Annotated in this window: 20 protein-coding genes; 11 read left to right on the forward strand and 9 right to left on the reverse strand. The window is 59.3% G+C overall.

Going from position 1 to position 18676, the window contains the following annotated elements:
• The first annotated feature begins 9 nt into the window (after nucleotides 1-9).
• Nucleotides 10-1434, forward strand: a complete 1425-nt coding sequence (locus tag APU11_RS14720; protein ID WP_058650462.1) for a 6-phospho-beta-glucosidase — start codon at nucleotides 10-12, stop codon at nucleotides 1432-1434.
• A 60-nt stretch (nucleotides 1435-1494) separates the two neighbouring features.
• On the opposite strand, the gene hycI is transcribed toward APU11_RS14720, so the two are convergent.
• From hycI to hycA, 9 genes are all read right to left on the reverse strand, one after another.
• Nucleotides 1495-1968 (reverse strand): hydrogenase maturation peptidase HycI, encoded by a 474-nt coding sequence (gene hycI / locus APU11_RS14725; RefSeq protein ID WP_013098461.1) that lies wholly within the window; start codon nucleotides 1966-1968, stop codon nucleotides 1495-1497.
• Complete coding sequence (locus APU11_RS14730; protein WP_023620171.1) at nucleotides 1961-2371, reverse strand: formate hydrogenlyase maturation HycH family protein; 411 nt, start codon at nucleotides 2369-2371, stop codon at nucleotides 1961-1963. Before APU11_RS14730 ends, hycI begins: the two co-directional genes overlap by 8 nt.
• Nucleotides 2368-3135: an NADH-quinone oxidoreductase subunit B family protein gene (locus tag APU11_RS14735; RefSeq protein ID WP_014833050.1), complete on the reverse strand. Its 768-nt coding sequence runs from the start codon at nucleotides 3133-3135 to the stop codon at nucleotides 2368-2370. Before APU11_RS14735 ends, APU11_RS14730 begins: the two co-directional genes overlap by 4 nt.
• Nucleotides 3135-3677 (reverse strand): formate hydrogenlyase complex iron-sulfur subunit, encoded by a 543-nt coding sequence (locus tag APU11_RS14740; protein ID WP_013098464.1) that lies wholly within the window; start codon nucleotides 3675-3677, stop codon nucleotides 3135-3137. Before APU11_RS14740 ends, APU11_RS14735 begins: the two co-directional genes overlap by 1 nt.
• 9 nt (nucleotides 3678-3686) lie before the next feature.
• Nucleotides 3687-5396, reverse strand: a complete 1710-nt coding sequence (hycE, locus tag APU11_RS14745; protein ID WP_029883192.1) for a formate hydrogenlyase subunit HycE — start codon at nucleotides 5394-5396, stop codon at nucleotides 3687-3689.
• A gap of 15 nt (nucleotides 5397-5411) precedes the next feature.
• Nucleotides 5412-6335 carry a respiratory chain complex I subunit 1 family protein gene (locus APU11_RS14750; RefSeq protein ID WP_058650461.1) on the reverse strand — a complete coding sequence of 308 codons (924 nt, stop codon included), beginning with the start codon at nucleotides 6333-6335 and terminating at the stop codon, nucleotides 5412-5414.
• 1 nt (nucleotide 6336) lies between these two features.
• Nucleotides 6337-8151 carry a formate hydrogenlyase subunit 3 gene (hycC, locus tag APU11_RS14755; protein ID WP_058650460.1) on the reverse strand — a complete coding sequence of 605 codons (1815 nt, stop codon included), beginning with the start codon at nucleotides 8149-8151 and terminating at the stop codon, nucleotides 6337-6339.
• The gene (locus APU11_RS14760; RefSeq protein WP_040023600.1) at nucleotides 8148-8756 is read right to left on the reverse strand and encodes a 4Fe-4S dicluster domain-containing protein; all 609 of its coding nucleotides are present in this window, start codon (nucleotides 8754-8756) and stop codon (nucleotides 8148-8150) included. Before APU11_RS14760 ends, hycC begins: the two co-directional genes overlap by 4 nt.
• A 70-nt stretch (nucleotides 8757-8826) precedes the next feature.
• The gene (hycA, locus tag APU11_RS14765) at nucleotides 8827-9291 is read right to left on the reverse strand and encodes a formate hydrogenlyase regulator HycA (protein ID WP_013098469.1); all 465 of its coding nucleotides are present in this window, start codon (nucleotides 9289-9291) and stop codon (nucleotides 8827-8829) included.
• Nucleotides 9292-9501: 210 nt separating this feature from the next.
• Between hycA and hypA the strand changes: the two genes are divergently transcribed.
• From hypA to APU11_RS14815, 10 genes are all read left to right on the forward strand, one after another.
• The gene (gene hypA / locus APU11_RS14770; RefSeq protein ID WP_058650459.1) at nucleotides 9502-9852 is read left to right on the forward strand and encodes a hydrogenase maturation nickel metallochaperone HypA; all 351 of its coding nucleotides are present in this window, start codon (nucleotides 9502-9504) and stop codon (nucleotides 9850-9852) included.
• A 3-nt stretch (nucleotides 9853-9855) separates the two neighbouring features.
• Nucleotides 9856-10719, forward strand: a complete 864-nt coding sequence (gene hypB / locus APU11_RS14775) for a hydrogenase nickel incorporation protein HypB (protein WP_020689279.1) — start codon at nucleotides 9856-9858, stop codon at nucleotides 10717-10719.
• The gene (locus APU11_RS14780; RefSeq protein ID WP_020689280.1) at nucleotides 10710-10982 is read left to right on the forward strand and encodes a HypC/HybG/HupF family hydrogenase formation chaperone; all 273 of its coding nucleotides are present in this window, start codon (nucleotides 10710-10712) and stop codon (nucleotides 10980-10982) included. Before hypB ends, APU11_RS14780 begins: the two co-directional genes overlap by 10 nt.
• A 2-nt stretch (nucleotides 10983-10984) precedes the next feature.
• Entirely contained in the window at nucleotides 10985-12106 is a 1122-nt protein-coding gene (gene hypD / locus APU11_RS14785) for a hydrogenase formation protein HypD (protein WP_058650458.1), read from the forward strand.
• Entirely contained in the window at nucleotides 12103-13113 is a 1011-nt protein-coding gene (hypE, locus tag APU11_RS14790; protein WP_058650457.1) for a hydrogenase expression/formation protein HypE, read from the forward strand. Before hypD ends, hypE begins: the two co-directional genes overlap by 4 nt.
• A gap of 60 nt (nucleotides 13114-13173) precedes the next feature.
• Nucleotides 13174-15246, forward strand: coding sequence for a formate hydrogenlyase transcriptional activator FlhA (flhA, locus tag APU11_RS14795; protein ID WP_058650456.1), 2073 nt, complete (start codon nucleotides 13174-13176; stop codon nucleotides 15244-15246).
• A gap of 151 nt (nucleotides 15247-15397) precedes the next feature.
• Complete coding sequence (locus APU11_RS14800) at nucleotides 15398-16396, forward strand: ABC transporter substrate-binding protein (protein ID WP_013098477.1); 999 nt, start codon at nucleotides 15398-15400, stop codon at nucleotides 16394-16396.
• Nucleotides 16396-17433 (forward strand): iron ABC transporter permease, encoded by a 1038-nt coding sequence (locus tag APU11_RS14805; RefSeq protein ID WP_013098478.1) that lies wholly within the window; start codon nucleotides 16396-16398, stop codon nucleotides 17431-17433. Before APU11_RS14800 ends, APU11_RS14805 begins: the two co-directional genes overlap by 1 nt.
• Entirely contained in the window at nucleotides 17433-18194 is a 762-nt protein-coding gene (locus APU11_RS14810) for an ABC transporter ATP-binding protein (protein ID WP_047352297.1), read from the forward strand. The genes APU11_RS14805 and APU11_RS14810 overlap by 1 nt, the downstream gene beginning before the upstream one ends.
• A 14-nt stretch (nucleotides 18195-18208) precedes the next feature.
• Nucleotides 18209-18676: MFS transporter (locus APU11_RS14815; RefSeq protein WP_114078539.1), on the forward strand; the 468-nt coding region annotated here is incomplete at its 3' end.

Raw genomic sequence — 18676 nt, forward strand, 5'->3', positions numbered from 1 at the left:
GAGGTAGAAATGTCTGTTTTTCCACAAAGATTTTTATGGGGCGGCGCGCTTGCCGCCAACCAGAGCGAAGGCGCTTACCGTGAAGGCGGCAAAGGGCTGACCACGGTCGACATGATCCCTCACGGCGCAAACCGCCTGGCGGTGAAGCTTGGTAAGGAAAAGCGTTTTTCGCTGCGTGACGACGAGTTTTACCCAAGCCACGAGGCGATCGATTTTTACCATCGCTACAAAGAGGACATCGCCCTGATGGCGGAGATGGGCTTTACGGTGTTCCGCACCTCGATTGCCTGGAGCCGCCTCTATCCGAACGGCGACGAACCGCTGCCGAATAAAGAGGGCATTGCCTTCTATCGCGCGGTGTTTGAAGAGTGCAAAAAGTACAACATTGAGCCGCTGGTCACCCTGTGCCACTTCGACGTGCCGATGCATCTGGTGACGGAGTATGGCTCCTGGCGCAACCGCAAGATGGTCGATTTCTTTGCCCGCTACGCCCGCACCTGTTTCGAAGAATTTAACGGTCTGGTGAAATACTGGCTCACCTTCAACGAGATCAACATCATGCTGCACAGCCCGTTCTCCGGCGCGGGGCTGGTGTTCGAAGAAGGTGAAAACGAAGATCAGGTGAAATACCAGGCCGCGCACCACGAGCTGGTCGCAAGCGCGCTGGCGACCAAAATCGCCCACGAGGTAAACCCGGAAAACCAGGTTGGCTGCATGCTGGCGGGCGGGAATTTCTACCCTTACTCCTGCAAGCCGGAAGACGTATGGATGGCGCTGGAGAAGGACCGCGAGAACCTGTTCTTTATCGACGTGCAGGCGCGCGGCAGCTATCCGGCCTACTCCGCCCGCGTGTTCCGCGAAAAAGGGGTGGTGATTGTGAAAGATCCGGGCGACGACGAAATGCTGAAAAACACCGTCGATTTTGTGTCGTTCAGCTATTACGCCTCGCGCTGCGCGTCGGCCGATATGAACGCGAACAATACCAATGCGGCGAACATCGTCAAATCCCTGCGCAACCCGCATATTCAGGTGAGCGAATGGGGCTGGGGCATCGATCCGCTCGGCCTGCGCATCACCATGAACATGATGTACGACCGTTATCAGAAACCGCTGTTCCTGGTGGAAAACGGCCTCGGCGCAAAAGATGTCATTGATGAAAACGGCGAAATTAACGATGACTACCGCATCAGCTATCTGCGCGAGCATATCCGCGCGATGGGCGATGCCATTGAGGACGGCGTGCCGCTGATGGGCTATACCACCTGGGGCTGCATTGACCTGGTGGCGGCCTCAACGGGCGAAATGAGCAAGCGCTACGGGTTTGTCTACGTTGACCGCGACGATGCCGGAAACGGCACGCTGGAGCGCAAACGCAAGAAATCGTTCTGGTGGTATAAGAAGGTGATTGCGAGTAACGGGGGGGATCTGGCGTAGCCTGTTGCTTCCCCCTCACCCCGGCCCTCTCCCCACAGGGGAGAGGGTGTATTTTGTCCCCTATGGGGAGAGGGTTAGGGTGAGGGGCTGGAACCCACCCTTTCCAACCCACCCCGCAAGCCGTGAATAGACCACTTCCACTGCGGCTTTCACCGGCGGTGTCATCGGGTAATAAAATCCGACGATGTCCGGCTGAATGCCCAGAAACAGCACCTCGCCCACGTCCTCTTTGATCTGATCCACCAGATAGTTAAGCGGCATATTATGCGTGGTCATCATGAACATGTCGGCAATGTCGTCCGGGTCGATCAGGCGGATGTCCCCCGGGTTCAGCCCCATATCCGTAGCATCGACAATCAACAGCCGATCAGGGTGAAGCTCGCGGATGGCCACCACGTCGTTTTCCGGCGCGCTGCCGCCGTCAATCACCACCCAGTTGCCCTGCGGGTTCGCGGCACACATCTCTGCCAGCAGCGGGCCTGCGCCGTCGTCGCCCATCATGCTGTTGCCGACACACAGTAAAACGTCAGTCACGTAATCTCCTCACCATCAGGTAGATGGCATTTTCCTGATGAATATCATGCAACATGCTGAGCAGCGTTTTGCTCCACGCCTGCTGTTCGGGGGTTTGCCGTTTCAGCGCCGCGTCAAACGCATTCGCCAGCATCGCAATATGGTTGGCGTCGATAACGATCTCACCGTACTTCGGTACTCCTTCCATTTTGCGCCGCGCCGTACTGCCCTCCTCCAGCGTGGCGATCCACGCCAGATAGTCGGACCACGGGCAGCTCAGCGCCGCCTCCAGGCAGTCGATCACCCCGAGGTGATGCCCAATCGCCAGGCTGTAATAGACCACCTGCTGCGCCGCGTCCGGCGTGGCATCGTTCTCATCAATAAATTTACGGCTCAGCTGACTGAACACCACCGTCTCACTCATCGGATACGCGCCTCATCCACAATGCTGTTCAGGTTCGCAACAATCTCATTAAGACGCGGATCGTTTTCCGCCTCCAGCCAGCGCGCCACCTGGTGCTCGCCCTGGCTCAGCAGGCGCAGGTAATCGTCGGCAATCTGACGGCCATAGCGATAGCCCGCCAGCCTGCGCGCCGTGCGGTCTACCTTCACCCGCAGCGGCTGCACCATGTCCGGATGCAGGATCATCGCAGGCTGATTGTCGGGTTCACCCGGTTCACGGGCATGGATTTTCTGCTCCAGCAGGCCGAGCGCCATGGCAAAGCCGTACAGCGTGGCGGCAGGCGTCGGCGGACAGCCCGGAATGTAGACGTCCACCGGCACGATTTTGTCGGTGCCGCCCCACACGCAGTAGAGGTCGTGGAAGATGCCGCCGCTGTTACCGCACGCCCCATAGGAGATACAGATTTTCGGATCGGGCGCAGACTGCCAGGCGCGCAGCGCGGGCGAGCGCATGGCGCGGGTGACGGCCCCGGTGAACAGCAGGATGTCGGCATGACGCGGAGACGGCACCACTTTGATGCCGAAGCGTTCGGCGTCAAACAGCGGTGACAGCGTGGCGAAGATCTCAATCTCGCAGCCGTTGCAGCCGCCGCAGTCCACGCGGTAAACGTAGGCCGAGCGTTTGATTTTTTTCAACAGCGACGCCTTCATGCTGGCGATGGACTCCTCCACCGTCATTGGCACCGGAATGCCCCGCTCGTCGCGCGGACCGAGTAAGTTTTCCATCAGCTGGCCTCTCTCATATGACGGGTGATATCGATGCGGTCGGACGGCAGCAGACATTTCTGCCGTTTGCATTCCGGGCAGGTTTCAAAGCTTTCGCGATGATGCTCCGCGCGGGCATCGCCGTTGTGCTTAAGCAGCGCGATGGCATAGTCGATCTCTTTTTGCACGGCGAACGGACGTTTGCAGACGCGGCAGTTACACAGGGCAAAACGCGACTGCTGCAAAAAGTCCTCTTTCTTCCACACCGCCAGCTCGTACTCCTGAGACAGACGAATGGCGACCGTCGGGCAAACCTCTTCGCAGCGGCCGCAGAAGATGCAGCGACCGAGGTTAAACTGCCAGGCCAGTTCGCCGGTTTTCAGATCCGTTTCCACCGTCAGGGCATTCGACGGACAGGCGTTGACGCAGGCCGCACAGCCGATGCACTGCTGCGGGTTGTGCTCCGGCTTGCCGCGGAAGTTTTTATCCACCGGCATCGGCTCCAGCGGATAGCGGCTGGTGGGCGTGCCGGTTTTGATCACTTTTTTGATAAAGGTAAACATGACGAGTCCTTATTTCAGCGGCGAGTTCTTACGCTCGATGCTGTAGCGCTCAAGCTCTTTGTACGGCACCACCTGGCTTTTCTTCTTGCGCACGTCCACCACGGTCATGCGGTCGGTGCAGGAGTAGCACGGGTCGAGGCTGCCGATGATCAGCGGCGCGTCGGAGACCGTGTTGCCGCGCAGCATATAGCGCAGGGTTGGCCAGTTGGCGTAGGTGGCCGCACGGCAGCGCCAGCGGTAAAGCTTCTGGTTATCGCCGGTCATGCTCCAGTGGATGTCGTCCCCGCGCGGCGCTTCGGCAAAGCCGAGGGCAAAGCGGTTCGGGATGTAGGTGAAGCCCTCCACCATCAGCGGGCCGCCCGGCAGGTTATCGAGCCCAAAGTCGATCATATTCAGCGCGGTGAAGACCTCGTTGATACGCACCTTCAGGCGGGAGATGACGTCGCAGCCCTGTTCGCTGTGTACGGTCATTGGCAGCAGGCCGTAACCGACAAACGGGTGATCGGCGCGGGTGTCGCGGGCGTGGCCGCTGGCGCGCACCATCGGGCCAACGTTGCTGAAGTCACGGGCGATCTCCGGATCAAGGCGGCCGATCCCCACGGTACGCTGCTCGATGTTGGGCGTGCTGAGCAGCATATCCACCAGCTCCTGCACGTCGCGACGCATCTGCTGTGCCAGCTGTCGGGTCTGGATCATGTCGTTTTTAAGCAGGTCACGGCGGATCCCACCGATCAGGTTCAGACCGTAGGTTTTACGCGCCCCGGTGAGGATCTCCGCCATCTTCATCGACGCCTCGCGCACGCGGAAGAACTGCATAAACCCGGAGTCGAAACCGACAAAGTGACAGGCCAGACCGAGATTCAGCAGGTGCGAGTGCAGACGTTCCACTTCCAGCAAAATGGCGCGGATCATCTGCGCGCGCTCCGGCACCACGATCCCCATGCCGTTCTCCACCGAGGTGGTATAGGCGGTGCTGTGGGCGAAGCCGCAGATGCCGCACACGCGGTCCGAGAGGAATGTCACCTCGTTATAGCCCATCCGGGTTTCCGCCAGCTTCTCCATGCCGCGATGGACGTAGAACAGGCGGTAGTCGGCGTCGATAATGTTTTCGCCATCAACAAACAGACGGAAGTGGCCTGGTTCATCAGAGGTGACGTGCAGCGGGCCAATCGGCACCACGTTGTTCTTTTTGTTGCCGAGTTCGTTAATGAACTCGTAGGTTTCGCTGTCGGTGGTTGGGGCCGGACGCTGGCGGTAATCCATGCTGTCCTTGCGCAGCGGATACAGTTCGTCCGGCCAGTCGTCCGGCAGCACCAGGCGGCGTTCATCCGGCAGCCCCACCGGCACCAGGCCATACATGTCACGCACTTCGCGCTCGCCCCAGACGGCGGCAGGCACGCGGGGCGTGACGGACGGGTACTCCGGCTTGTTCGGGTCGACTTCCACGCGTACGGTAAGCCAGCACTTCTCGCCCTGCTCCATCGACATCACGTAGTACACCGCGTAATTGCCGCACAGCTGACGCTCGTCATTGCCGAACAGCACCGACAGCCAGCCGCCCTGCTGGTAGTAAAGAAACTCCACCACTTCCGGCAGATAATTCACCTTAATGGTGACGGTTACCTGGTCTTTGGTCTGCCAACCTTCATCCAGCACAACACCCGGAAAAGCCTGATGCAACGCGGCGAGATACTGCTGACCTTTCTTTTCTTCAGACATAAATACTCTCTTTAATCACGCCACCAGCAAGGAGACGAACGCTAAAAATGCAAAACCAAAACCGGCCCAGGTGATGCGCGAGGTCGCGACAAAGCGCAGACGCGCCATGCTGTTTTCAAACAGGGCAATCACCAGCACGCCGACCAGCAGCTTGAGCGCGGCAACCACCACGGCCAATAACAGTCCCCCAGCGGAGAAGTGCGTCATCTGCCCCCACGGGAAGAAGACGCCAACAAACATCTGCAGGACCACCAGCTGCTTAAGGCTGATGCCCCACTTAAGCACCGCAAAGCCGTAGCCGCTGTATTCGGTGAGCGGCCCTTCCTGCAACTCCTGCTCGGCTTCTGCGAGGTCAAACGGCAGTTTGCCCATCTCAATAAAGGTGGCGAACGCGCAGGCGCAAAGGGCCAGCACTAGCGGGAGGGTACGTGACACCGGCCAGTGGTAAACGGTGTGGGTGATAAAGCTGATATGGGTGGAACCCGCGACCTGCGCGGCCACCCATAGCCCCAGCAGCAGGATCGGTTCGACCAGCACGCCCAGCATCGCCTCGCGGCTGGCGCCGATACCGGTAAACGGGCTGCCGGTATCCAGGCCCGCAATAGCAAAGAAGAAGCGGGCAATGGCAAAGAGGTAAATCAGCGTAATCAGATCCCCAAGTGCAGGCAGCGGCGAGCCCACCGTCACCACCGGCAGCGCGGTGGCGATGGTCAGCATCACGCCGACCATCACGAACGGCGTCAGGCGGAAGACCCAGCCTGCGGCATCCGGCGCCACGCTCTGGCGGGAGAGCAGCTTGAAGAGATCGCGGTACTCCTGGAGCACGCCAGGCCCGCGACGGTTGTGCATCCGGGCGCGCGCCACGCGCGTGATGCCCGACAGCAGTGGCGCAACGGCGAACAGCACCAGCGCCTGAAGTATTGCCAGTAACAGACTCATGTCAGGCTCCTCGTGAAATCACAATGACCACCAGCACCGCCAGCTCGATCAGCGCCAGACGGCGGAACAGCGCAGGAACGGCGGCGCTCTGCCAGCCCGGCATCCATCCCACCGGGTTCAGCCAGTGGCGCAGCTTCAGCACGGCAGCGAAGTTCTCTTTCACCGGCATGGCAAAACCGTGGGCGGTGATGACCATCGATTGTTCGTGTTCGTAGCCGCAGGCCCAGGCCGCGCCGCGCGAGCGGGAGGGGAGTCGGTCGCGCCTGAAGAACAGCATCAGCACAAACGGCAGCAGCGGTGCGGCAACCAGCAGCAGCGCCATCATCGGCTGGGAGACGGTGGTATGGGCGGTGGTCAGCGGCAGTGGAATGGCGTTATCCAGCAGCGGCAGCAGCCATGGGGCGGCGACCCCGCCCGCGATGCAGCACAGCGCCAGCGCGACCACGCTGGCACACATCAGTACCGGGGCGCAGCAGGCGTTTTCCGCTTCGCGGGTGCGCGGTGCGCCGAGGAAGGTGACGCCGTAGACTTTTGCCATACACATCACCGCCAGCGCCCCGGTTATCGCCAGCCCAACCGCCAGCAGCGGGCCGAGCAGTCGGGCGATAAAGGCATCGCTCTGACCGAGCGCGAAGAAGGACTGGTAGATCACCCACTCTCCCGCAAAGCCGTTCAGCGGCGGCAACGCGGCCATCGCCATCAGCCCGACCAGCATGGCGAGAGAAATCACCGGCATCTTTTTGCCGATGCCGCCGAGTTTTTCGATATCTCGATGACCGGTACGGAACCAGACGCTGCCCGCGCCCAGGAACAGGGTGCTTTTAAACAGGCTGTGGTTAACGAGGTGATACAGCCCCCCGATAAACCCGGCGGCAATCAGCGCCGGTTGATTAAGTGCCAGCCCGGTCACGCCTGCGCCGATGCCGAGCAGGATAATGCCGATATTTTCCAGGGTGTGGTACGCCAGCAGACGCTGAATGTTGTGCTCCATCAGCGCATACAGCCCGCCGACAAAGGCGGTAACCATACCTGCGATAAGCAGCGCGACACCCCACCACAGCGGCGGCTGGCCGCCAGTCAGGGTGATCGTCAGAATGCCGAACAGACCGACTTTCATCACCACGGTGGAAAACAGCGCGGCAGCGGGTGCAGAGGCATTCGCGTGCGCCTGCGGCACCCAGCCGTGCAGAGGGATGATCCCGGCCAGCAGGCCAAAGCCCACCACGCCCAGCAGCCAGACGTCATTTCCCAGCGGCTGACCGTTAAGCGCTGCGAAGTCGAGCGTGCCGAAACGTTGCCACACTAGCCAGCAGGCCAGCGCCAGCAGCAGCGTGCCGAGGCGACCGAGCGCAAACCACAGCTTGCTGGAGGCGCTACATCCCGTCAGGAATACGCCGCAGAGCGCCATGATCTCCGCCATCACCACCAGCGCGCCGAGGTTGCTGGCAATGACGGTGCAGACCGCCGACGCCAGCAGCAGGTTAACCAGCAGACCATTCGCGCGGGTGTGCTGATGGCGGTGCCAGTCAATATTGAACAGGCTGATAAACACCCCGCACAGGCCAAAGGTCACCAGCCAGATGGCGTTCAGCGGCGTGAGCTGAACGGTATGACGGACGATCGGAATCATTGCTTCGGCGGTCTGGCCGCTGAGTAACACTGCCGTACCTGCTGCCAGCGTCATCAGGCTGCCCACCGCCCCGCCGATACCGGCGATCCAGCCGCTCAGGGTTTTATGGAATGACAGGAGCCACGCCAGCACAGCAGCGGCGGCAAAGTACGCCACGGCGCTGTTAATCATAGATATCGCGTTCATTTCGCCCCCTCGTTAAGCGCCTGAAGCAGAGAAAGATCGCCGACGTCGGTATTAATGGTCAGCTCGCGCTTGCGTTTGCTGGTGCGGGCAATATCGCTAATGTTGACCAGAATCAGCGCTTTGGTCGGGCAGGTGCGCACGCAGGCCGGGCCCTGCTCATCGAAGCTGCACAGGTCGCACTTCACCGCCACCGCACGCACGCCGGGCACCCAGTCAAGCAGCGTACTGACACGTGCCGGAGCCGGGGGAGCAGGTGGCGCTTTTGGGGTGTTGGCATTCGCCGGAATATGCAGCGGACGGCTGCCGGAAAATTCAATCGCACCGAACGGGCAGGCTATGCCGCACAGCTTGCAGCTCACGCACAGGCTTTCGTTCAGCTGTACCGCGCCGTCAACGCGGGTGATGGCATTCACCGGGCAGACACCTGCGCACGGCGCATCTTCACAGTGGTGGCAGAGCTGCGGGGCAGACTCTTTTTCATTACGCATGACGCGCAGGCGCGGCATGGACTGGAGCCCGTGCAGGCGGTGCGTTTCCGAACAGGCCGCCTCACAGGTTCGACAGCCAATACAGACCGTCGAGTCAGCAATTACAAAACGGTTCACCGGGTCATCCTCTGGTGATAGTCATTTTTGACGAAAAACTGTCATGTCGACACTTCTCGACACGTGATGATCAGGCCACGTCCGCTGAGGCGTGTTCATCCATCAGCTGCTTCAGGTTGACCGGGAGATCGTGTTCAACGGCGGTGTACAGACCGTTATAAACCGGCGCGATTTTTTCCAGATAGTGCTCCAGCACCTGCTGGCGATCGCGGTTGCTGACGTGACCGTCAACCATGCCGTCGGCCATCAGTTGCGCCTTCGCAATACACTGTTTTTCACCCTCTTTTGTCTCGACGTAGTACTCAATGGTGTGGCTGTTGAAGGTGTCGGCCAGGGTGACGTAAATCGTGAAATGGCCGAACAAAACAAAGCGCATATCCCCCTGCGCCGCACAGCTCATGGCGTGGTGAAGACGGGCTTTGGAGAGGGTGATCCCCTGGACCAGTGAGTTGCAGTAAAGGTGCCACTGGTCCTGTAACTGCTGGTGACGCTGCGCGATGTAATCCGCTTTTTCGCTAATTTCCCAAATAGTCATAGAAGGTATCCGGTTAATGGAGATAGCGGCTGTTAAGCAGATTCCATGCCAGTTTTTAATGCTTTGATATTTAATGGATTTAATTCAAAACAGGCTGTCAACGTGAGGGTGTCGACGTGTCATTTCGACAGCGTTGACATCGTCACCCCCTAACCAAAACCAGGCTGGCATTGTTATTGCATTAACGGGGCAATTCATTAAGGAGGCGTCATGCACGAAATCACCCTCTGCCAGCGGGCACTGGAACTCATCGAACAGCAGGCAGCGCAAAACCACGCGACGCGCGTGACCGGCGTCTGGCTGAAGGTCGGGGCCTTTTCCTGCGTCGAAACCAGCGCCCTCACCTTCTGTTTTGAGCTGGTGTGCCGCGGCACGCTGGCGGAAGGCTGCGAACTTCATATTGAAGAGCAACAGGCGGAGTGCTGGTGCGAGCAGTGTCAGCAGTACGTCACCCTGCTGTCGTCGAAGGTCCAGCGCTGCCCACAGTGTCAGCACACCGGCCTTCGCATCGTGGCGGATGACGGGATGCAGATCCAACGCCTTGCAATCGAGAAGGAGTAAAGTATGTGTAGTACCTGCGGTTGCGCCGAAGGCAACCTGTATATCGAAGGGGATGAACACCGTCCTCACTCCGCGTTTCGCTCCGCCCCTTTTACCCCCGCACCGCGTCCGGCAGCGGCACTCACCGGGATTCGCTTTGCGCCTCAACGCTCCGATATGGGCGATCTTCATTACGGCCACGGCGAGGCGGGTACCCATGCGCCGGGCATGAGCCAGCGCCAGATGCTGAACGTAGAAATCAACGTACTCGATAAAAACAACCAGATCGCCGCCCGCAACCGCGCCCGGTTTGCCGCACGTCAACAGCTGGTGCTCAACCTCGTCTCCAGCCCCGGCTCCGGCAAAACCACGCTGCTGACAGAAACGCTCAAACGCCTGAACGAACGCGTCTCCTGCGCGGTGATCGAAGGCGATCAGCAAACGGTCAACGATGCCGCCCGTATTCGTGAAACCGGCACCCCGGCGATTCAGGTCAATACCGGTAAAGGCTGCCATCTGGATGCGCAGATGATTGCCGATGCCGCGCCGCGTCTGCCACTGGCAGATAACGGCATTCTGTTTATCGAAAACGTCGGCAATCTGGTCTGCCCGGCCAGCTTCGATCTCGGGGAGCGGCATAAAGTGGCGGTCCTCTCGGTGACCGAAGGAGAAGACAAGCCGCTCAAATATCCGCATATGTTTGCCGCCGCGTCGCTGATGCTGCTGAACAAAGTGGACCTGCTGCCGTACCTGAATTTCGACGTGGATAAATGCCTGGCTTATGCCCGTGAAGTGAACCCGGACATTGCGATCCTGCTGGTCTCCGCCACGCGCGGCGACGGCATGGCGCACTGGCTAAACTGGCTGGAGAGTGAACGATGTGCATAGGCGTACCCGGACAAATCCATTCCATTGACGGAAACCAGGCCAAAGTGGAGGTCTGCGGCATATTGCGTGACGTCGATTTAACGCTGGTGGGCAGCACCGATGAGACGGGGGTCTCGCGCCTTGGTCAGTGGGTGCTGGTACACGTGGGGTTTGCCATGAGCGTGATTAATGAAGCGGAAGCGCGCGACACGCTGGATGCCCTGCAGAACATGTTCGATGTGGAGCCGGACGTCGGCGCGCTGCTGTACGGCGAGGAACGGTAATTATGCGTTACGTTGATGAATACCGCGCACCTGAGCAGGTAATGCAGCTTATCGGTCATCTGAAAACGCGGGCCGCCCTGATGAAACACACGGCGGAAAAGCCGCTGCGGATCATGGAAGTCTGCGGCGGGCACACCCATGCCATTTTCAAATTTGGCCTCGATCAACTGCTGCCGGACAACATAGAGTTTATCCACGGCCCGGGCTGCCCGGTTTGCGTGCTGCCCATGGGGCGCATCGACAGCTGTATTGAGATCGCCAGCCAGCCTGACGTCATTTTCTGTACCTTTGGCGACGCGATGCGCGTGCCGGGGAAAAAGGGCTCGCTGCTGCAGGCCAAAGCGCGCGGCGCGGATGTGCGCATCGTGTACTCGCCGATGGATGCCCTGAAGCTTGCAACCGATAACCCTAGCCGAAAGGTGGTATTTTTCGGGCTGGGTTTTGAGACCACCATGCCCGCTACGGCGATCACGCTGCAGCAGGCAAAACGCAGCGATGTCACCAATTTTTTCTTTTTTTGTCAGCACATTACGCTTATTCCGACGCTGCGCAGCCTGCTTGACGCCCCGGACAACGGCATTGACGCGTTCCTGGCACCGGGCCATGTCAGCATGGTGATCGGTACCCGGGCCTACGGCTTTATCGCTGACGATTACCATCGCCCGTTAGTCGTCGCTGGTTTCGAACCTCTTGATCTACTGCAAGGCGTCACCATGCTGGTTGAGCAGAAAATAGCAGCCCTGAGCGCGGTGGAAAATCAGTACCGCCGCGTGGTGCCGGATGCCGGAAATGAACGGGCGCAGCAGGCGATAGCTGACGTATTTAGCGTTGAGGGCGACAGCGAGTGGCGCGGGCTGGGGTTGATTGCTGAATCCGGCGTACGCCTGACCCCAGCCTACCGGTCGTTTGATGCAGAAACGCATTTCCGCCCACAGCCACAACAGGTTTGCGACGATCCCCAGGCCCGCTGCGGCGAGGTCCTTACCGGAAGATGTAAACCCCACCACTGCCCGTTGTTTGGCAACACCTGTAACCCGCAAACGGCATTTGGCGCGCTGATGGTCTCTTCCGAAGGGGCATGTGCCGCGTGGTATCAGTACCGCAACCAGGAGAGTGAAGCATGAACACGGTTGAAATGGCACACGGCAGCGGCGGTCTGGCGATGCAGCAGCTGATAAACCGGCTGTTTATGGAGGCCTTTGATAACCCCTGGCTCGCCGAGCAGGAAGACCAGGCCCGCATTGACCTCGCTTCCCTCACCGCCCAGGGCGACAGGCTGGCCTTCTCCACCGACAGCTATGTGATCGACCCGCTGTTCTTCCCCGGCGGCGATATCGGCAAGCTGGCCGTCTGCGGTACCGCGAACGATGTCGCCGTCAGTGGTGCCATTCCGCGCTACCTCTCCTGCGGATTTATCCTTGAAGAAGGTTTGCCGATGGAGACGCTCGCGGCGGTGGTCAGCAGCATGGCGCACACCGCGCGCGAGGCAGGGATTGCTATCGTCACCGGCGATACCAAGGTGGTGCAGCGCGGCGCGGCGGATAAGCTCTTTATCAACACCGCCGGGATGGGGGCGATCCCTGCTGATATTCACTGGGGCGCGCAGCAACTGGCCGTGGGCGACGTGCTGCTGGTCAGCGGCACGCTGGGCTGTCACGGGGCGACCATCCTTAACCTGCGCGAAGGGCTGGGGCTGGACGGGGAACTGCGCAGCGACTGCGCGGTGCTCACCCCGCTTATCCAGACGCTGCGGGCGATCCCCGGCGTGAAAGCCCTGCGGGATGCCACCCGTGGCGGCGTCAATGCCGTGGTGCATGAGTTCGCGGCCTGCTGCGGCTGCGGTATTGAACTTATTGAGCGCAGCCTGCCCGTCAAGCCTGCGGTTCGCGGGCTGTGCGAGCTGCTGGGGTTGGATCCACTCAATTTTGCTAATGAAGGCAAGCTGGTGATAGGCGTTGAGCGCGCCGCGGCCGAAACCGTACTTGAACAGTTGCGGGCGCATCCGTCAGGAAAAGAGGCCGCGATAATTGGTGAGGTGGTTGAGCGCAAAGGGGTGCGCCTGGCCGGACTGTATGGCGTGAAGCGCACGCTGGATCTGCCGCACGCGGAACCGTTACCCCGCATTTGCTAGAACCGCGTGAAAAGCGGTCGGCACGGAATTTTTTTTTGCCCGTTTCTACTGGAAAGCACTATGCCGTATACACCGATGAGCGATCTCGGACAGCAGGGTCTGTTCGACATTACGCGAACACTTTTACAGCAGCCCGACCAGGGTGCGCTGAGCGATGCCCTGACGCGCCTGGTCAGGCAATCTGCACTGGCAGACAGCGCCGCCATTGTGCTCTGGCATAGCGGGAGCCATCGTGCGAGCTACTTCTCCACACGAGAAAACGGAAAAGCGTTTGAATACGAAGACGAAACGTATCTCGCTCACGGGCCGATACGCCGTATTCTTTCCCGGCCGGAAGCGCTGCACTGCAATTTTGAGGAGTTCCGTCAGGCGTGGCCCATGCTGGCCCGGAGCGCCTTATATCAGCCGTTTGGTCATTACAGCCTGCTGCCGCTGGCGGTTGAAGGCCACATTTTTGGTGGCTGCGAGTTTATCCGTAATACCGACCAGCCATGGAGCGAGGCGGAATATGAGCGTCTGCACACCTTCACCCAGATAGTGGCCGTCGTCGCCGAGCAGATCCAAAGCCGCGTCAGCAATAATGTGGATTACGACCTGCTGAGCCGTGAGCGTGACAACTTCCGCATTCTGGTGGCAATCACCAACGCCGTGCTCTCCCGTCTCGACATGGATGAGCTGGTCAGCGAAGTGTCGAAGGAGATCCATCACTACTTCAAAATTGACGCCATCAGCATTGCCTTGCGCGGCCATCGCAAGGGCAAGCTCAACATCTACTCCACGCACTATCTCGACGAAGCGAACCCGGCCCATGAGCAGAGCGAGGTGGATGAAGCGGGAACCCTTTCTGAACGGGTGTTTAAAAGCAAGGAGATCCTGCTGCTCAATCTCAGCGAGCAGGATGTGATGGCGCCTTACGAGCGAATGCTGTTTAACATCTGGGGCAACAAAATCCAGACTCTGTGCCTGCTGCCGTTGATGTCCGGTAACACCATGCTGGGCGTTCTGAAGCTGGCGCAGTGTGAGGAAGGGGTGTTCACCACCGCCAACCTGAAGCTGCTGCGTCAGATTGCCGAGCGTATCTCCATCGCGCTGGATAACGCGCTGGCGTATCAGGAGATCCACCGTCTGAAAGAACGGCTGGTGGATGAAAACCTGGCGCTGACGGAACAGCTTAACAATGTCGACAGCGAGTTTGGCGAAATCATTGGACGCAGCGACGCCATGTACAGCGTGCTCAAACAGGTGGAGATGGTCGCGCAAAGCGACAGCACAGTGCTGATCCTGGGCGAAACCGGTACGGGTAAGGAGTTGATTGCCCGCGCGATCCACAATCTCAGCAACCGCAACAGCCGCCGGATGGTGAAAATGAATTGTGCCGCCATGCCTGCGGGTCTGCTGGAAAGCGATCTCTTTGGCCATGAGCGCGGCGCGTTTACCGGTGCCAGCAGCCAGCGACTGGGCCGTTTTGAACTGGCAGATAAAAGCTCGCTGTTCCTCGACGAAGTGGGCGATATGCCGCTGGAGCTACAGCCTAAACTGCTGCGTGTGCTGCAGGAACAGGAGTTCGAACGTCTTGGCAGCAATAAGCTGATTCAGACCGACGTGCGGCTGATTGCCGCCACCAACCGCGATCTGAAAAAAATGGTCGCCGACCGCGAGTTTCGCAGCGACCTCTACTATCGCCTGAACGTGTTCCCGATTTGCCTGCCGCCCCTGCGCGAGCGTCCGGAAGATATCCCGCTGCTGGTCAAAGCGTTTACCGCCAAAATTGCCCGCCGCATGGGACGCAACATCGACAGCATTCCCGCCGAGACGTTACGCACCCTTTCCTCGATGGAGTGGCCCGGCAACGTGCGCGAGCTGGAAAACGTCATTGAGCGTGCGGTGCTGCTGACGCGCGGTAATGTGCTGCAACTCTCCCTGCCGGAGGTTTCTCTGCCGGACTCTCCCGCTTCCGCGACCGACGTGGCCCAGGACGGGGAAGATGAATATCAATTGATCGTCCGCGTACTGAAAGAGACCAACGGCGTGGTGGCCGGGCCGAAAGGGGCAGCCCAGCGTCTGGGGTTAAAACGCACCACCCTGCTGTCGCGCATGAAGCGCCTTGGAATAGATAAAGAGAGCCTGATTTAAGGCGCATTCCGGCGGTGCTTTCTGGCACCGCCTTTTGTCACCCTGCGTTATTGTCCCTCATTGACACACAATATTTTCCTCTGTATAAAATTCCGCCTTAATAATGAGTTTCATTTGCATCAAAAATAACTTTAATGAAGGGTAGCGTTTAATGAAGAAGGTCATCTGCGCGTTAGGCCTGGCGGTTGCGTCGGTCAGTTCTGCTCTGGCAACCACTTATCCTCTGACCATTGAAAACTGCGGTTATAAAGAGACCTTCACCAAAGCGCCGGAACGCGTCGTGGCCCTTGGTCAAAATACCGTTGAGATTTTGCTTCTGCTGGGCCTGGAAGATAAGGTGAAGGCCAGCGCCTTCTGGCCGACCAAAGTGCTGCCGCAGCTGGCGGAACAGAATGCCAAAATCAAAACGCTCACCGTCGAAATTCCTACGCTGGAATCTATCCTTGCGCAAAACCCCGATTTTGTTCCTGCACAATTGCCGCTGCTGCTCGGGCCAGAAAGTAAGGTCGCAAAACGTGAGGATCTGGCTACCGTCGGCGTGAACAGCTATTTATCACCGGGCATGTGCGCCACTAAAAAAGCCTCGGGCGATATGTACGGCAGCCGCCAGAAGCTGTGGGACATGACATACCTTTATAAAGAGATTGAAGATTTCGCCAAAATTTTCAACGTTGAAGACCGTGGTCAGGCCGTTATCGCCAGCTTCAAAAAACGTGAGGCAGACCTGCGCAAAGAATTTGGCAAAAGCAAAAAAGACCTCTCCTTTGTGTTCTGGTTCTCAAGCGCCTCTCCTTCTGCTGATGCCTACGTGGGCGGTAAAAACAGCGCCTCAGGCTTTATCGCTGACGTACTGGGTGGCCATAACGCCATCACCGCCGAGGCCGAATGGCCAACCGTGGGCTGGGAAAGCATCATTGCCGCTAACCCGGACGTGATTGTGGTCTCAAGCCTCGACCGTAACCGCTGGGCGCTGGATAACGCGGAAGAGAAAATCAAATTCCTGAAAAGCGATCCGGCCGTCAGCCAGCTTGATGCCGTCAAAAAAGGCCATATCGTGGTGATGGACGGCCAGGCAATGAACCCGACGATCCGTACCATTTATGGCGCTGAACAGGTGGGCGAACAGCTCAGAAAACTGGGGCTGAACTGATGACGGCAGCTGTACTTCAGGCCCGACAGGGCCTGTTCCTGACCACTTCCGCTCTGCTGGCTATTGTCCTGTTGTTTCTGGTGATCGCCCTTGGCGTAAGCGTCGGAGAGTTGTCGATTCCGCTGTCCAATGTCTTTTATGCTATCGGTAATAAGCTGGGGCTGACCGCGGTTCCGCTCAACCGCATCTATGAGAGCGTGATCTGGGACTTTCGCCTGAGCCGCGCACTGGTGGCGGCCTGCTGCGGTGCGGGGCTGGCTATCTGCGGCGCGGTTTTGCAGAGCCTGCTGAAAAACGCGCTGGCTGAACCTTACGTGCTCGGCGTCTCTGCGGGGGCGTCCACCGGCGCGGTTTCCGTCGTGGTGCTGGGGATGGGGACCGGCGCGGTGTCGCTCTCTGCGGGCGCGTTTGCTGGCGCATTCGCCGCCTTTGCGTTTGTCGCCTTTCTGACCAACGGCGCGCGCGGCGGCAACGAGCGCACCATTCTGGCGGGCGTAGCTGCCTCTCAGCTCTTCAACGCCATCACCGCCTATACCATCAGCACCTCTGCCAGCGCGCAGCAGGCGCGTGATGTGATGTTCTGGCTGCTGGGCAGCTTTAGCGGTGTACGCTGGCCTGAATTCCAGCTGGCACTGGTTGTGGTGCTGATTGGGTTAGCCATTTGCCTCTACTATTCCCGGGCGCTGGATGCCTTTACCTTTGGTGACGACGCCGCGGCCTCGCTGGGGATTGCCGTCCCCTGGGTGCGCCTGGCGCTCTTTACCACCACCGCATTGATCACCGCAACCATCGTCAGCATGGCGGGCTCAATCGGCTTTGTCGGGCTGGTGGTTCCGCACGTCATGCGTTTCTTGTTCGGTCCTCTGCATCGAACCCTGCTGATTGCCAGCGCACTGGCGGGGGCGATCCTGATGGTGCTGGCAGATATCGCCTCGCGCATGCTGATTGCCCCGCAAAGTCTGCCCGTCGGGGTGGTAACCGCCCTGGTTGGCGTGCCGTTCTTTGCCGTGATCATCTACCGCTCAAGGAATAAGTAATGAGTATCTGCGCTGAAAATATTACCTGGAAGGTAGGCAAAAAGGTCATCGTCAATAACGTGTCGCTCAAGGTGGCGCGCGGTGAAACGGTAGGACTGCTTGGCCCTAATGGTTGCGGTAAATCATCGCTTCTGCGCATTCTGGCTGGCCTGCGCCGCCCGGATGCGGGCTGTGTGACGCTGGACGGTCAGGACATTTCCCGCATCGCCAAAAAGCAGCTTGCGCGCCGGGTGGCCTTCGTTGAACAGCACGGCATGACCGATGCCAATATGCGCGTTCGCGATGTCGTCAAACTTGGTCGCATCCCGCATCACTCCCCGTTCTCGAACTGGAGCAAGCAGGATGACGAGACCGTTACCGCCGCCCTGCAGCGCGTGGATATGCTGGAAAAAAGCGATCAGGGCTGGCTGAGCCTCTCCGGCGGGGAGCGCCAGCGCGTGCATATCGCCAGGGCGCTGGCGCAGACGCCTACAGAAGTTTTGCTGGATGAACCGACCAACCACCTGGACATTCACCATCAGATGCAGCTGATGCACCTGATAAGCGACCTGCCGGTGACCAGCATTGTGGCTATTCACGATCTCAACCATGCATCGATGTTCTGCGATTCGCTGATTGTGATGCAGCAGGGGCAAATCGTGGCCACCGGAACGCCGCAGGAGATCCTCTCTGAGGCGTTGCTCTGGGACGTTTTTCGGGTCAAAACCAAAATCGAGATCTCGCCGTTCCATGGCAAAAAGCACATTCACTTTATCGTTTAAGCGCCCGTAACATGATGCCCCTGCGCCCTGCCACAACGCTCTGGCCGCCCGTCTTACTGGGCAGCCAGTTTGTGTTTAACATCGGTTTTTACGCGGTCGTCCCCTTCCTGGCGATCTTTTTGCGCGACGACATGCTGCTTTCCGGCGGCCTTATCGGGCTGATTCTGGGGCTGCGTACCTTTTCGCAGCAGGGGATGTTCATCGTCGGCGGTGCGCTCTCAGACCGCTTTGGTGCCAAAATCATTATCCTCTGCGGCTGCGTCATCCGCGTTGCGGGTTATCTGCTGCTGGCATTTGGACACGCGCTCTGGCCCATCATCCTTGGCGCCTGTCTGACCGGCATTGGCGGTGCGTTGTTCTCTCCCTCCATCGAAGCGCTGCTGGCCAGGGCGGGTACGCATAGCGAGACTAAAGGTCAACGCAGCCGTGCAGAGTGGTTTGCGCTGTTTGCCGTCTGCGGTGAACTCGGCGCGGTGCTGGGC

The organism is Enterobacter sp. 50793107 (assembly GCF_001463365.1).
Classification (GTDB): Bacteria; Pseudomonadota; Gammaproteobacteria; order Enterobacterales; family Enterobacteriaceae; genus Enterobacter; species Enterobacter cloacae.

Excerpts from the sequence above, each read along its gene's own strand:
- APU11_RS14735 (WP_014833050.1), bottom strand. The coding sequence starts at position 3,135 with ATGGAAAACTTACTCGGTCCGCGCGACGAGCGGGGCATTCCGGTGCCA.
- APU11_RS14780 (WP_020689280.1), top strand. The coding sequence starts at position 10,710 with ATGTGCATAGGCGTACCCGGACAAATCCATTCCATTGACGGAAACCAG.
- APU11_RS14740 (WP_013098464.1), bottom strand. The coding sequence starts at position 3,677 with ATGTTTACCTTTATCAAAAAAGTGATCAAAACCGGCACGCCCACCAGC.
- APU11_RS14805 (WP_013098478.1), top strand. The coding sequence starts at position 16,396 with ATGACGGCAGCTGTACTTCAGGCCCGACAGGGCCTGTTCCTGACCACT.
- hypB (WP_020689279.1), top strand. The coding sequence starts at position 9,856 with ATGTGTAGTACCTGCGGTTGCGCCGAAGGCAACCTGTATATCGAAGGG.
- hycE (WP_029883192.1), bottom strand. The coding sequence starts at position 5,396 with ATGTCTGAAGAAAAGAAAGGTCAGCAGTATCTCGCCGCGTTGCATCAG.
- APU11_RS14720 (WP_058650462.1), top strand. The coding sequence starts at position 10 with ATGTCTGTTTTTCCACAAAGATTTTTATGGGGCGGCGCGCTTGCCGCC.
- APU11_RS14810 (WP_047352297.1), top strand. The coding sequence starts at position 17,433 with ATGAGTATCTGCGCTGAAAATATTACCTGGAAGGTAGGCAAAAAGGTC.
- hycC (WP_058650460.1), bottom strand. The coding sequence starts at position 8,151 with ATGAACGCGATATCTATGATTAACAGCGCCGTGGCGTACTTTGCCGCC.
- hypE (WP_058650457.1), top strand. The coding sequence starts at position 12,103 with ATGAACACGGTTGAAATGGCACACGGCAGCGGCGGTCTGGCGATGCAG.
- hypA (WP_058650459.1), top strand. The coding sequence starts at position 9,502 with ATGCACGAAATCACCCTCTGCCAGCGGGCACTGGAACTCATCGAACAG.
- APU11_RS14730 (WP_023620171.1), bottom strand. The coding sequence starts at position 2,371 with ATGAGTGAGACGGTGGTGTTCAGTCAGCTGAGCCGTAAATTTATTGAT.
- flhA (WP_058650456.1), top strand. The coding sequence starts at position 13,174 with ATGCCGTATACACCGATGAGCGATCTCGGACAGCAGGGTCTGTTCGAC.
- APU11_RS14750 (WP_058650461.1), bottom strand. The coding sequence starts at position 6,335 with ATGAGTCTGTTACTGGCAATACTTCAGGCGCTGGTGCTGTTCGCCGTT.
- hypD (WP_058650458.1), top strand. The coding sequence starts at position 10,985 with ATGCGTTACGTTGATGAATACCGCGCACCTGAGCAGGTAATGCAGCTT.
- APU11_RS14800 (WP_013098477.1), top strand. The coding sequence starts at position 15,398 with ATGAAGAAGGTCATCTGCGCGTTAGGCCTGGCGGTTGCGTCGGTCAGT.
- hycA (WP_013098469.1), bottom strand. The coding sequence starts at position 9,291 with ATGACTATTTGGGAAATTAGCGAAAAAGCGGATTACATCGCGCAGCGT.